General features: G+C 65.1%; 11 protein-coding genes. 7 read left to right on the top strand and 4 right to left on the bottom strand.

What is annotated here, in order from left to right:
- Positions 1–62: 62 nt before the first annotated feature.
- From JG743_RS10645 to JG743_RS10655, 3 genes are all read right to left on the bottom strand, one after another.
- Positions 63–446, bottom strand: coding sequence for a c-type cytochrome (locus JG743_RS10645; protein ID WP_202300152.1), 384 nt, complete (start codon positions 444–446; stop codon positions 63–65).
- 85 nt (positions 447–531) lie between these two features.
- Positions 532–1716 carry a glycosyltransferase gene (locus tag JG743_RS10650; protein WP_202300153.1) on the bottom strand — a complete coding sequence of 395 codons (1185 nt, stop codon included), beginning with the start codon at positions 1714–1716 and terminating at the stop codon, positions 532–534.
- Positions 1717–1779: 63 nt separating this feature from the next.
- The gene (locus JG743_RS10655) at positions 1780–2391 is read right to left on the bottom strand and encodes a thymidine kinase (protein ID WP_202300154.1); all 612 of its coding nucleotides are present in this window, start codon (positions 2389–2391) and stop codon (positions 1780–1782) included.
- A gap of 383 nt (positions 2392–2774) precedes the next feature.
- On the opposite strand from JG743_RS10655, the gene choX reads away from it, so the two are divergent.
- The 6 genes from choX to JG743_RS10685 all read left to right on the top strand — a co-directional run bounded on the left by choX (position 2775) and on the right by JG743_RS10685 (position 9617).
- Positions 2775–3710: a choline ABC transporter substrate-binding protein gene (gene choX / locus JG743_RS10660; RefSeq protein WP_202300155.1), complete on the top strand. Its 936-nt coding sequence runs from the start codon at positions 2775–2777 to the stop codon at positions 3708–3710.
- Between the two features lie 120 nt (positions 3711–3830).
- A complete protein-coding gene (choW, locus tag JG743_RS10665) occupies positions 3831–4685 on the top strand; it encodes a choline ABC transporter permease subunit (RefSeq protein ID WP_202300156.1) in 855 nt (284 codons plus the stop codon).
- Positions 4682–5863 (top strand): choline ABC transporter ATP-binding protein, encoded by a 1182-nt coding sequence (choV, locus tag JG743_RS10670; protein WP_202300157.1) that lies wholly within the window; start codon positions 4682–4684, stop codon positions 5861–5863. The genes choW and choV overlap by 4 nt, the downstream gene beginning before the upstream one ends.
- A gap of 174 nt (positions 5864–6037) precedes the next feature.
- A complete protein-coding gene (locus JG743_RS10675) occupies positions 6038–8092 on the top strand; it encodes an autotransporter outer membrane beta-barrel domain-containing protein (RefSeq protein ID WP_202300158.1) in 2055 nt (684 codons plus the stop codon).
- 73 nt (positions 8093–8165) lie between these two features.
- Positions 8166–8456 carry a hypothetical protein gene (locus JG743_RS10680; RefSeq protein WP_202300159.1) on the top strand — a complete coding sequence of 97 codons (291 nt, stop codon included), beginning with the start codon at positions 8166–8168 and terminating at the stop codon, positions 8454–8456.
- A 123-nt stretch (positions 8457–8579) separates the two neighbouring features.
- On the top strand, positions 8580–9617 hold the full coding sequence (locus JG743_RS10685) for an MBL fold metallo-hydrolase (protein WP_202300160.1): 1038 nt from the start codon (positions 8580–8582) through the stop codon (positions 9615–9617).
- A 28-nt stretch (positions 9618–9645) separates the two neighbouring features.
- On the opposite strand, the gene JG743_RS10690 is transcribed toward JG743_RS10685, so the two are convergent.
- Positions 9646–11730 (bottom strand): transcriptional regulator, encoded by a 2085-nt coding sequence (locus tag JG743_RS10690; protein WP_202300161.1) that lies wholly within the window; start codon positions 11728–11730, stop codon positions 9646–9648.
- A gap of 166 nt (positions 11731–11896) precedes the next feature.
- Here JG743_RS10690 and JG743_RS10695 point away from each other — a divergent pair, with 166 nt between their 5' ends.
- Positions 11897–12982: a PLP-dependent cysteine synthase family protein gene (locus JG743_RS10695; protein ID WP_202300162.1), complete on the top strand. Its 1086-nt coding sequence runs from the start codon at positions 11897–11899 to the stop codon at positions 12980–12982.
- Positions 12983–13026 lie beyond the last annotated feature (44 nt).

The raw sequence follows: 13026 nt of genomic DNA on the forward strand, positions 1-13026 counted from the left end.
TCGGCAAACAATTGCGGTGGCCCCCCGGCGGCGGCGGCCGGACGGAGACCTGCTGCGGGAGCTCAGGGCTTGGGGTCGGCCTTCAGATAGGCAATGACGTTGGCGATGTCGGCGTCGTTGGTCAGACCGCTGAAGCCCATCTTGTTGCCGGGCACCTTCAGCTTGGGCGCGCGCAGGTAGAGCGCAAGATTGGCCTCGTCCCAGACCAGGCCGCCGGCGCCGGCATCCTTCATGGCCTGCGAATAGTTGAAATTCGCGGCCGTGCCGGCGGTGCGGCCGACGACGCCCAGAAGATGCGGACCGACCTTGTCGTGATCGGTCGTCGCGTCGTGGCAGGCCATGCAGCGGTTGAAGACCTTCTTGCCAAGCGCGGCGTCTCCTGCGGCGTGAGCGGCGCCGATGCCGGCGAAGACAAGGATAGCGGCAGACGAAATGGCTCGAAGCATGGCGGACTCCTGGCTGAAGGCACCCTGAATAGGACCCATGCCTTAACAAACGCCGCACATGATGGCGGGATTGCGGAAACGGCGCTCAGTCCGGCCGACGCGCCATCAGATCCGCGGCGGCTTGCAGGATTTCGCGGCCGATCGCGGCCGAAGAATGCCTTTCGCGCACGAAGGCCCGGCCAGCAGCGGCCATTTCGGCGGCTGCCTCGGGCCGAGCGGCGAGAGCCAGGATCTTTGCGGCCAGTTCGCCGGCGTCGCGGGCGGCAAGAAAATGCCTGCCGGCCTGCAGGCCGAGCCCCTCGACGGCCTTTTCGGTGGCGCAAACGACCAGCCCCGCCGCCATCGCCTCCAGCGCCTTGATGCGGGTTCCGCCGCCGTAGCGGAGCGGGATCGGGGCGTAGCCGGCGGAGGCGAGCAGGTCGGGCAGCCTCTCAGGGTTTTCGACAAGGCGAAGGTCGTGTTCCGCGCATACCCGGCGCACGAGATCGTCCGGGGTCTTGCCGGCAATGGTGATCGACCAGTCGTGGCCCGACGCCGCGAGGCGTGGCGCCATCCTGCGGCCGATCTGCTTTACGGCGTCGATGTTGGGGAAGTAGCCGAGATGGCCGACGAAGCAAAGGCGGAGCGCCTCATAGCGACGGCTTGTTACCGGCAAGGAAAGCACGCTTTCATCGGGGATCGGGTTGGCGATCACCCTGACGTCGCCTGCCGGGCCTAGCGCCGACAGCAGCGCCCGGTCGATCTGCGAACAGACCCAGACCTGGTCGGCCACCGCTGCCGCATGGCGGTCGGCGTCCCGCGCCAGCTCGATCCTGCGTCTGTTCTCGCGCAAGTTCCGCAGCCGCTTCAAGACCGGCAGCCCGGTAATGCCGTCCGCCACTGTCTTGGAATCGATGTCGTGCAGATCGATGACGACGCGCGCGCCATGTCGTGGCGCCAGGTCAAGCAGTTGTGCCAGCACGATGTTCTCGATCACCACCAGATCGGGTGCGAAGGCTCGCCAGAGCGCGCTGGCTTCGGCCAGTTCGTCGGCCGGCATTATGCGCATGGTCGGATGTGGCCTGTGACTTTGCCAGGTGCCGTTGCGGCGCGCCGACTCGATGACGAGGTGCTTGACATTGGGGAGCGAGGTTTGGGTCGGCGAGCCGGCGAAGCTTACGGTCAGTACCTCGCCGAGCGCCGAGAGCGCCCGCGCATTGGCGGCGCTCCTGATCTCGCCGCCGGACAGCGGCGGAAACGGACAAGTGAGCGTGAACTGTAGGATTTTCATGTTGCCCCCGCGCACGATAGTAGTCTGAGCTGCATGAGGCCGGAATAGCGCAAGTCGGCCGGGTCAGGCCCTGGTGAAGCCGATGAAGTCGTCGGGCGTGGCGCGGCCCATTTCCTCTTCCCAGTGGCGCCGGCAAAGCGAGACATAGACGTCCTTGCCGATCGCGACCTGCTCGCCCTGCCTGGCCACCTTGCCGTCGGGACCCAGCCGCACGACCATCGTCGCCTTGCGGCCGCAGCGGCAGATGGTGCGCACTTCGCGCAGATCGTCGGCGATCGCCAGCAAGGCGCGCGAGCCGGAAAACAGCTTGCCCTGGAAATCGGTGCGCAGGCCGTAGCACATGACCGGGATGTTCAGCCGGTCGGCGATACGGGCCAGTTGCCAGACCTGTTCCTCCTCGAGGAACTGCGCCTCGTCGACGAAAATGCAATGAACCGTGGTGTGCTCATGGTGCTCGGCGACCCGGGCGAAGAGGTCGTCGCCATCGCGGAACATCTCGGCCTCGGCCTCGAGGCCAATGCGTGACGAGATCAGGCCGCCGTCGCCTTTGCGATAGTGGCCGGCGACGAACAGCATCGTCGTCATGCCGCGCTCGCGATAATTGTAGGACGCCTGCAAGAGCATCGTCGTCTTGCCGGCATTCATCGTCGCGTAGTTGAAGTAAAGCTTGGCCATGCCGCCCTTTAAGGTGTGTCGGTATTCAGGTGATGCCGGCCTGCAAACGACGGCTTTCTGCGCTTCCGGTGCTCACGGACCCAAATGTCCGCTGCGCTCCGGTTCTCGAAACCACCGTTTTCGGCTCGGCCTGACCTGAATCTCGGGACACCTTAAGCCGACTTGTCGCGGCGCGGGGAGGGGGCGCCCGCGCATTCCCCTGAAAAAGCCGCCGGCCATCAAAAAAGCGGCAGCCGTGTCGCTGATCGGCCAGTGCGCGCCGTTGATCGTGATTGCCTTAGTGCTTGAAACCGCTTCAGAATGGTGTTTGGCTGACGAAACCAAGGCGGAGACACAAACCGTAACTTCGCCGTGCCAAAAAGAATTGCAATGGGAGAATATCTATGTCGCGTATGAATTCCTTCGTCGCCGGGCTCGGCCTGGCGGCTTTCCTGTCCACCACCGCTGCCTTTGCCGGCGATCCTGAAAGCTGCAAGGCAGTGCGCCTTTCCGATGTCGGCTGGACCGACATCCAGGCCACGACCGGCGTCGCTTCGGTGCTGCTCACCGCGCTCGGCTACGAGCCGCAGACGATCCAGCTGTCGGTCCCGGTCACCATGGCGTCGCTGAAGAACAAGGACCTCGATGTCTTCCTCGGCAACTGGATGCCGTCGATGACCAACGACATCAAGGACTACACCGCCGACGGCTCGGTCGAGACGATCAGCACCAACCTGACCGGAGCCGGCTACGGCATCGTCGTGCCGACCTATGTGGCGGACGCCGGCGTCAAGACGCTGACCGATCTCGGCAAGTTCAAGGACAAGTTCAACGCCAAGATCTACGGCATCGAGGCCGGCAATGACGGCAACCGCATCATCCTCGACATGATCAAGAACCCGAAGGACAATCTCGAAGGCTTCGAACTGGTCGAGTCCTCGGAGGCCGGCATGCTGACGCAGGCCGAGCAGTCGATGAAGAACAATGAGTGGATCGCCTTCCTCGGCTGGACGCCGCATCCGGTGATGGGCGCCATGAAGATCACCTATCTCGACGGCATGGGCGACAGCGGCTTCGGCGCCGCCACCGTCTTTACCAACGTGCGCAAGGGCTACACCACCGAATGCCCGAATGCCGGCAAGTTCATCGCCAACCTGAAGTTCAACCTGGACATGGAAGGCGAGATGATGGACGCCATCCTCAAGGGCGGCGATGCCAACACGGTCGCGACCGACTGGCTGAAGAAGCATCCGGACGCCATCGCGCCCTGGATCGCCGGCGTCACCACCTTCGACGGCGGCGACGCGGCCGCCGCGATCAAGACCGCGCTCGGGAGCTGAGCCGGCTTTGGGTTCGGCATGACCGATCAAGAAGGGCAGCCATCTGGAAAAGGCTGCCCTTTTTCATATGCTGTGGGACAATGACCGTCCGACAAGGACGGCGAAGGCCGAGAGGGGCAGATGGATCCGATTTCGAAATTTCTGGTCGCCTACAAGATTCCCATAGGTCCCTGGGGAAAAGCCTTCTTCGGCTTCCTCACCGACAATTTCGACACCGTCTTCAGGGCCTTCTCCAACGGCCTCAATTTCCTGCTCGACGGGCTGGTCGATATCCTGCTGATCCTGCCGCCTGTGCTGCTGGCGCTGGTCATCGCGGGCATCGCCTGGCTCCTGCAGCGCTCGCGGCCGCTGGCCATTGCCGTCTTCATCGGCCTGATCTTCATCATCAACCAGAATCTGTGGAAGCAGACGGTGCAGACGCTGGTGCTGGTGGTTGCAGCCGCCGCCATGGCGATGGCCATCGGCGTGCCGCTCGGCATCTGGGCCGCGCACAAGCCGAAGGTCTACCGCATCATGCTGCCGGTGCTGGACCTGATGCAGACGCTGCCGACCTTCGTCTACCTGATCCCGGTGCTCACCCTGTTCGGCCTCGGCAACGCGCCCGGCCTGATCGTCACCATCATCTTCGTCATCCCGACCGCGGTCCGCCTCACCCATCTCGGCGTCGTCTCGGTGCCTAAGGCGATCATCGAGGCCGGCGAGGCGTTCGGCGCCACCAAGAGCCAGCTTCTGTGGAAGGTCGAGCTGCCCTCGGCGCTGCCCACCATCATGGCGGGGCTGACGCAGTCGATCATGCTGTCGCTGTCGATGGTGGTGTTCGCCGCGCTGATCGGCGCCGGCGGCCTCGGCACGGAAATCAACCGCGCGCTCGGCTCGCGCCGCATCGATCTCGGGCTTGAAGCCGGCCTCGCCATCGTCGTGCTGGCCATCGTGCTCGACCGGATGACGCGTATCGGTGTTGGAGGCAAGAAATGACCGTCGCCGTTGATTTCAAGAATGTCGATATCGTCTTCGGCGCCGACCAGGCTGGTTCGCTGGCATTGATCGACGGCGGTGCGACCCGCGCGGAGATCCTCGAAAAGACCGGCAATGTGCTGGGCTGCGCCGGCGCCAGCCTCACCGTGCATGAGGGCGAGATCTCCGTGCTGATGGGCCTGTCGGGCTCCGGCAAGTCGACCCTGCTCCGAGCCGTCAACCGGCTCAACGTGGTGTCGCGCGGACAGGTCCTGGTCAAGGACGGCGACCGCACGGTCGACGTCGTCACTTGCGACGAGGCAACGCTTCGGCGCTTGCGCCAGAAGCAGGTGGCGATGGTGTTCCAGCAATTCGGCCTCCTGCCGTGGCGGACGGTGGAGGAGAATGTCGGTTTCGGCCTCGAACTCGCCGGCGTGCCGGAAGCCGAGCGCAAGGAGCGGGTGAAGAAGCAGCTGGAGCTCGTCCATCTCGACCAGTGGTCGAAGAAGTACGCGCACGAGCTCTCCGGCGGCATGCAGCAGCGCGTCGGCCTGGCCCGCGCCTTCGCCACCGAGGCGCCGATCCTGTTGATGGACGAGCCGTTCTCAGCGCTAGACCCGCTGATCCGCACCAAGCTGCAGGACGAATTGCTGCAGCTGCAGGCGGAGCTGAAGAAGACCATCATCTTCGTCAGCCACGACCTCGAGGAGGCGCTCAAGATCGGCAGCCACATCACCATCATGGAAGGCGGGCGCATCGTGCAGACCGGTGCGCCGGAAGACATCGTGCTCCGGCCCGCCAACGACTATGTCCGTGACTTCATCGCCAATGTGAATCCGCTGTCGGTGCTGACGGCCTGGAACGTCATGCGCGACCGCCGCGACCTCGAACATGGCGAGGATGGCTGGGTGTGGCTCGACCGGCGCAAGACGACGCGCTTCAAGATCGACGATCACGGGCTGGTGGCGGCCGCCGAACGCGACGGCAAGCCGGCGGTGTGGGTTTCCTGCGCCGATGTGGAGCGGCAACCGGAGGAGACCGCGCAAGTGTTCTGGGCGACGCCTGGCACCTCGCTGAAGACGGTGATGCTGGCCATGCACCGCTCGCAGACGGCGCCGGTGGCGCTGTTCGACGAGCAGTCGCGCTTCGTCGGCGCGATCGGCATCCGCGACGTTCTGAGCGCCGTGCTGCGGCGCTAGGCTTGTAGCCGTCAGAAGCCGTCCTCGGCCCGGCCCGGCTGCAAAAGCGGTCCGAGCATGCAGTGTTGCCAATTGTCTATACTCGCGGGGCAGGGCACAGCCCATGCCCCGCGCAACCTTGCCTTTCGCCCGTGGCGAGCGCAGAATCCAGCTTCCGCAGGCGCAGGGGACGGCATGACATCCACGCCGCGCAAGGGGACCTGGTCCGTTGTAGCCGCCGCGGCTTTCGCAGCGATGCTGTTTGGCGCTGGCGTCGCCTTTTCCCAGAGTTTCACCGTCGGCAACGGCCAGACCGCCGGCCAGCAGACGATGAACAATGCCCGCGACACCGGATCTGTCGCCACCGGTGGAACGATCCAGACGTTCAACGCCGGCGAGAACGCGGTGCAGATGCTTGGTTCCGGCCAGCGCCTGACCAACGCGGGCAGGATCGGAACGTTTGGCGGCAACGCCTGGGATGTGAATTCGCAGGGAGACGACGCGACCATCATCAACAACGGTCTCTTTCTCGCGGTGGGCGATGCGTCGATCGGCATCGTGTCCGCGGGCAGCAATGCCAATATCGTCAACAACGGCTCGATCGAGGCCGTCGGCAACAACGCCACATTCGGCATCATCAGCGATGGTTCCGGTGCCAAAGTGGACAACCGAGGTTTCATCGGGGTTTCCGGTACTGCGTCGGTAGCCATTATCGGCGACAAATCCGACCTGACCGTTTCGAACAGCGGCGCCATCGAAGCCGAAGGTTTCGCTGCCTCGGGCATCCTATGGGGAAGCGTCGGTCCCTTGAATGATGGGCTGCGACTGACCAATTCCGGTTCGATCACGGTTTCCGGAGATGCATCCACCGCTATTGGCGCCGGGGGCAATGACATCGCCATCACCAATACCGGCGATGTCTACGCGTCGGGAACCTCCTCGACGGGCATCCTCACGCTGTTCGGCAACGCGGCGATCACCAATTCCGGCTCGGTGATCGTCAGCGGGGCGAATTCCGTCAGCATCGCGGCAACTGGCCCGAGTTCTGTCATCACCAATTCAGGACGCGTCTTCAACGACCAGAGCGCAGCGATCTTTTTCGGCTCGTCCGACGCGACGCTCAACTTGTTGGGGGGCACAGCCATCCAGGGACCTATCGTTTTCAGCGGTTCCGGAAACACGGTGAGCTTCGGGCCGGGGTTGAACGCGGTCATGTCCTTTTCGGGAAGCGGGCTTCCGCAGACCATCCTGACCGGCGGCCGGCCCTTCGTCGCCAGTGGCGGCACGATAGCGGTTGTCGACATCACCGGGTTTGCCAGCAGCGCGCCGCTGGTCGAAGACCTTGTCGACGGCATAGGAAGCGTCGCCGAAGCTCGGATGTTCGCCCCGCAAGCCGACATGCTTGCGCCGCGCAACGGTCCAGACGCGTGGCTCGCCACCTTTGGCGGGATCCGCTCGCAAGCCGGCTCCGGTCCATTCGCCGGCTTCAGCCAAGCGCTGGGCGGCGTGGTCGCCGGGGCCGAAAGACACTCGGGCGACGGCTTTCTGGGCGGCGTGTTCGTTGGAGGCGCCGCTGGATCGACCGAGGTCGACGACGATGCGCAGGAGGTCACGCATCGCAGCGTATTTGCTGGTGCCTATCTCGACTATGACGGAGGCGCGCATTTTGCGGGGGTGACTTTCATTGCCGGTGTGCTCGATGAACTGAGTCGCCGCCGCGTCGCGAACAACCTGGTGCTCGGTGGCGTCGAGACAGCGCGCGCCGACTTCAACGGCATCTTCGTCAGCCCGGCGGTTACGTTCGGCACGCGGCTGCCGGTCGCGGCCGGCACACTGATCCCGAGCATGAGGCTGCGTTATACGGGTCTCTTCGTAGACGATTACACTGAGACCGGTTCCGACGACGATCTGGCGGTCTCACGGCGCGACGTCCATTTGTTCGAGATGCGCGGCCAACTCGCGCTGGCCCTCGCGCCAGTCAGGAAGCAGGGCCAGACCTGGCAAACCACCCTTCGCGCCGGGATCGACGCCTTGGCGCAAAACAGCGAGGACGTATCGGCGACGCTGCTTGGCCAGGACATCTCTTTCGCCGCCGGTGGCCGAAAGACGGTGCTGCGCGGCTTTGCCGGCGCGGACCTCACGGCTGATGTGGGCGCCGGCATGACGCTCGATGCGGGTTTTGAGGCGGGTTACGGGAGCGACAATGCCTTCACCGTGCGGGGGCAGGCGCGCCTGAGCAAGGCTTTTTGAGAGACGCTCGACAGATCCCAGTGGCATTTGCCGGGGCCGTCATGGACCGTGTAGGCCTCCCGGAGGAGGCGCAGTGAGGCGGATCTGGAATTGGCTGTCCCGACCAGGAGCCGCGCAAATCGCGCTTGGCTTGCTGCTGGTGATCGCGATGCGGTCGATCCTCGAATTCTTCAGGATCGGCGGCGGAGTCGGCGTGCAGCTTAGCGGCGAGCAGATCTTCTATATCGAAGGGGCGCTTGCCGCCGTTGCTGCCGGGCTGCCAGTTCTTGTCCTGCATGCCATCGGCTGGCATCGCTGGGCGACCCTATTCGCTGTGGCGGCAATCGTTGCCCTGCTGGCATGGAAGATCGTGGCGCTCTATTGAAGGCCAGCGAGCGGCGGCACTATCCGCTTGGCCGCAAGGCACCGAAATCCTAGACTGCGCATCAGGCTCGCGGATCATTGCGCCCGCGAAAGGCCAGCGAAATGCAGCGGGGTACGTCGTAGCATGATCTTCCGACAACTCTTCGATTCGGTTTCGGGGACCTACTCCTATCTGCTGGCCAGCCGCCGGGGAGGCGAGGCACTGATCATCGATCCGGTGCTGGAGAAGGTCGAACGCTATCTCCAACTGGTCAACGAACTCGACCTCAAGCTGGTCAAGGCGGTGGACACGCACCTCCACGCGGACCACATCACCGGCCTCGGCGCGCTGCGCGACAAGACGCATTGCGTGACCGTGATGGGCGAGCAGACCAAGGCCGATGTGGTGTCGATGCGGCTCGCCGACGGCGACAAGCTCGCCATAGAGGGGCTGGCGCTCGACGTCATCTATACGCCCGGCCACACCGACGATTCCTACAGCTTCATCCTGCCGGACCGGGTGTTCACCGGCGACACGCTGCTCATCCGCGGCACCGGCCGCACCGACTTCCAGAACGGCGATCCGCGCCAGCAATATGAATCGATCTTCGGTCGCCTGCTCAAGCTGCCCAACGAGACGCTGATCTATCCGGCGCATGACTACAAGGGCGAGACGGTATCGACCATCGGCGAGGAGAAGGCGTTCAACCCGCGCCTGCAGGTGAAGTCGGTGGATGAGTATGTCGAGATCATGAACAATCTGAAGCTCGCCAATCCGAAGATGATGGACGTTGCCGTGCCGGCCAACATGAAGGTCGGGCTGCACCAGGATGACATTGCCGGACGCGGCTGGGCCGTCAGCGCGGAGGCGGCGCTGGCGCTCGTCGGACGGCCGGACGTGGCGTTGATCGACTTGCGCGAGAGCGGCGAGCGAGAACGGCACGGCGTCATCCCTGGCGCCATCCATCTGCCCTATCCCAGGCTGCAGGAGAACATCGCCGCCGGCGGCATGCTCAATGAGCTTGCCAGGTCGACCAGCAAGCGGCTCCTGTTCTACTGCGCCTTCGGCGAGCGTTCGGCGATGGCGGTTCAGGCCGCCCAGGACGCCGGCATCGCCAGCGCGCGCCACATCCATGGCGGCATCGACGCCTGGAAGAAGGCGAACGGACCGCTTGTGCGGTAGGTTCCGCGCGGACCGAATTTCAAAAAGATCAATTCAGGCCGATGCGCTTGGCGCCCTGCCGGAACAGGGCCTCGGCGTCCCGGTCGAAGCGGAAGGTGGCGATGAAATCGTCGGCGCGGTAGTCCGGCAGCGTCTTGCGGATGGCGGCGGCGAAAGTTCGTGCCTCGTCCGGCCGGCCGGCCAGCGCCAGGCAATGCGCGGCGATCGCCAGGATGATGATGTGGGCGTTCGGGCGGGCCGCCGCCTTCAGCGCCCATTCCGAAGCCTCGTCGAACTCTCCGAGGCGGGCATGGGCCATGGCACGTGCGCCCATCATGCCGAACAGCAATGGGTCGAAGGGGCTGAGATGGCGCGAGTGATCGGACGAGCCGATCGCCGAGCGCGGATCGCCTGATTGCGAGTGCACGAAGGACAGCGCGTAGTGGCCGAGCGCGAAGTTGGGGCTGAGGTCGACGGCCCGTTCCAGCTCGAGCAGGGAGCCGTCGCGCTCGCCGCGTAGCCACAGCGCCCGGCCCATGGCCCAGTGCGCGGCCGGATTGTGATCGTCGACCAGCAGGCTTTGCCCGGCGCTCTCGAAGGCAAGAGCCGTTTCCCGGTCGCGATCGCCCCAGCGCTGGAAGGCGTTCTGCCAGTGGGTGAAGGAGAGGCCGGCATAGGCGCGGGCAAAGGTCGGGTCCTGCTTCAGCGCGATGTCGAAGAACTGCTGGGCCAGCTCGTTCTCGGCCCGGGTGAAGCGGTACATGTGCCAGAGGCCGCGATGATAGGCCTCCCAGGCGTTGAGCGAATTGGGCGCCTTCAGCATCGCGCGGTTGCGCTCGACCGTGGTGACCTCGGCGGCGATGGAGGAAACGATGCTGTTGCCGATGTCATCGAGCACGACGAAAACGTCGTCCGGCCTATGTTCGAACGTCTCGGCCCAGACGATCCTTGCCGTGCGCACCTCGACCAGCTCGACCGCGACGATGATCCTGCCCGACAGGTTGCGGACAGAGCCGGTTGCGACGTAGTCGACATTCAGCCGGCGCCCGGCATCCTCGGGCGAGATGTCCTTTTCCGCCAGCGCAAAAACCGAGCCGCGGGCGATGACGAAGAAATCCCTGAGCTTGGCGAGGCGGGTGATGATGTCGTGGGTCAAGCCATCGGCCAGCCCGCCGCGAAAATCCGAGGTGCCGGCGTGCTCGACGAACGGCATGACTGCGAGTGAGGCGCGGCGTGTCGCCGATGTCTCCGGCTCGACTGGAAGGACCGGCGGCTGGGGCGCCGCGGACGCCGGCGCGGATCGCGAGGATTGCGCCGCGCCGGACTGACGGGCTCTTATCTCCTGCCATGCCTCGCGCAGGGGGGTAAAATCGAGGTCCTCAGACTCGAAGAGCTGCGCGGCGGCGGTGAGATGCTCCTCGCAGGCGCCGATCTGGCCGCGCTGCGCGCGGTTTTCCAGCAGGGCCAGATGGGCGCGGCTGTCGAAGGGGGCGAGCTCCAGCCATTTGTCGATATAAGCGCACGCCTCGTCGGACTCCGCCGGGAGCAGGCCGATGAGATGCTCCAGAACGGCGACATGGCATGACCTGAAACGGCGGCGCTGTGCCGTCAGCCAGCTGTTGAAATGCGGGCTGCGGTCGAGCTCGAGCCCGTCGAGGAAATCGCCGGCGAAAAGGTGCGAAAGCGTCCTGAGCCGCTCGAGGCCGAGCGTCTCGATGCCCTCCGCCACCGCCGCGGCAGCTTCCACGGCATCGACGGAGACATTGGCAAGACGAAGCGCGACCGTGTCGCCTTCGGTCTCGATCCTGTGCAGGCCCGGCTCGTCGAGCGCGCCGCGCAGCTTGCTGAGGCACCAGCGAAGCTCGCCGCGCGGATCGTTCGGCACATCCCATAAGAGCTCGCACAGGCGGCCGCGTCCGACCGGGCGCGGTGCCAACGCCAGATAGGCAAGCAAGGCACGCAGCTTGCGCGAGGACGGCAACGTCACGGGAAGGCCATCGCGTGAAATCGCCAGCTGCCCGAGCAATCGTACGGACAGGCCAACGGCCGCCCCGTTCAGGCTGGCCCGGGCGGACTCAACGCGCGTTTCCACGCTCTCTCCCACGCTCTCTCCCACGCTGACCAAGCTGTCCATGTTCTATCACCAAACCTGACAGGGCGCAGCCGGCAGCGAATTTCCATGCCGGACAGAGCCTTTGCCGAACCATCGGCACGTCAACTTAGCGCGGCAAGGTCTCGAAACCTCGCCGCCGAGCCCTCCGGTTTGTAACCGGATCGTGAGGATCAAGAGGAGACCAGACATGTTGCAGCAGTTGAAGATCAGGACCACCGCCGGACGCGGCCGTTTGTTCGACAGCATTCTCGACACGGTCGGCGATACGCCGGTCATCCGCATCAACAATCTCGGCCCGGGTCATGCGACGATCTATGTGAAGGCCGAGTTCTTCAACCCGGGCGCGTCGGTCAAGGACCGGCTGGCGCTCAACATCATCGAGGAAGGCGAGCGCAGCGGGGCGCTGAAGCCGGGCCAAACCGTGGTCGAGGCGACCAGCGGCAATACCGGCATCGGGCTCGCCATGGTCTGCGCGCAGAAGGGCTATCCGCTGGTGGTGACGATGGCCGACAGTTTTTCCATCGAACGCCGCAAGCTGATGCGCATGCTGGGCGCCAAGGTGGTGCTGACGCCGCGCGCCCAGAAGGGGTTCGGCATGTACAAGAAGGCCGTCGAGCTCGCCGAGGCCAATGGCTGGTTCCTGGCCCGCCAGTTCGAGACCGAAGCCAACGCCGCCATCCATGAGGCGACGACGGCGCGCGAGATCATCAACGATTTCGCCGGCTCGCGGCTCGACTACCTGGTGACCGGCTACGGCACCGGCGGCACGGTGGCCGGCGTCGGCCGAGTGCTGCGCAGGGAGCGGCCGGATGTCAGGATCGTGCTCGCCGAGCCCGCCAACGCCCAGCTGATCGGCAGCGGCAAGGCGCAGCAGCGCGGTGCCGGCGGCGCGCCAGCCGCGAGCCATCCGGCCTTCGAGCCGCATCCGATCCAGGGCTGGACGCCGGATTTCATCCCCAACGTGCTGCAGGAGGCGGTCGACAAGCACTATTACGACGAGGTGATGCCGATCGCCGGCCCGGAAGGCATCAAATGGGCGAAGGCGCTGGCGCAGCAGGAGGGGATATTCACCGGCATTTCCGGTGGCGCCACCTTCGCGGTGGCGCGCCAGATCGCAGGCACGGCTCCGGCCGGCTCGGTGATCCTGTGCATGCTGCCCGATACCGGCGAGCGCTACATGTCGACGCCACTCTTCGACGGAATCGAGGCCGAGATGGACGCCGACGAGATGGCGCTGTCGCGTTCGACGCCGAGCTGCCAGTTCGACGCCTAAAGACAGAAACCTGGCGCCGCCGTCCTTCCGGTGGCGGCGCCACA

Origin of the sequence: Mesorhizobium sp. 131-2-1 (assembly GCF_016756535.1) — a bacterium.
Classification (GTDB): domain Bacteria; phylum Pseudomonadota; class Alphaproteobacteria; order Rhizobiales; family Rhizobiaceae; genus Mesorhizobium.

Coding starts and splice junctions, on each gene's coding strand:
- JG743_RS10645 (WP_202300152.1), bottom strand. CDS start 446: ATGCTTCGAGCCATTTCGTCTGCCGCTATCCTTGTCTTCGCCGGCATC.
- JG743_RS10650 (WP_202300153.1), bottom strand. CDS start 1,716: ATGAAAATCCTACAGTTCACGCTCACTTGTCCGTTTCCGCCGCTGTCC.
- JG743_RS10655 (WP_202300154.1), bottom strand. CDS start 2,391: ATGGCCAAGCTTTACTTCAACTACGCGACGATGAATGCCGGCAAGACG.
- choX (WP_202300155.1), top strand. CDS start 2,775: ATGTCGCGTATGAATTCCTTCGTCGCCGGGCTCGGCCTGGCGGCTTTC.
- choW (WP_202300156.1), top strand. CDS start 3,831: ATGGATCCGATTTCGAAATTTCTGGTCGCCTACAAGATTCCCATAGGT.
- choV (WP_202300157.1), top strand. CDS start 4,682: ATGACCGTCGCCGTTGATTTCAAGAATGTCGATATCGTCTTCGGCGCC.
- JG743_RS10675 (WP_202300158.1), top strand. CDS start 6,038: ATGACATCCACGCCGCGCAAGGGGACCTGGTCCGTTGTAGCCGCCGCG.
- JG743_RS10685 (WP_202300160.1), top strand. CDS start 8,580: ATGATCTTCCGACAACTCTTCGATTCGGTTTCGGGGACCTACTCCTAT.
- JG743_RS10690 (WP_202300161.1), bottom strand. CDS start 11,730: ATGGACAGCTTGGTCAGCGTGGGAGAGAGCGTGGGAGAGAGCGTGGAA.
- JG743_RS10695 (WP_202300162.1), top strand. CDS start 11,897: ATGTTGCAGCAGTTGAAGATCAGGACCACCGCCGGACGCGGCCGTTTG.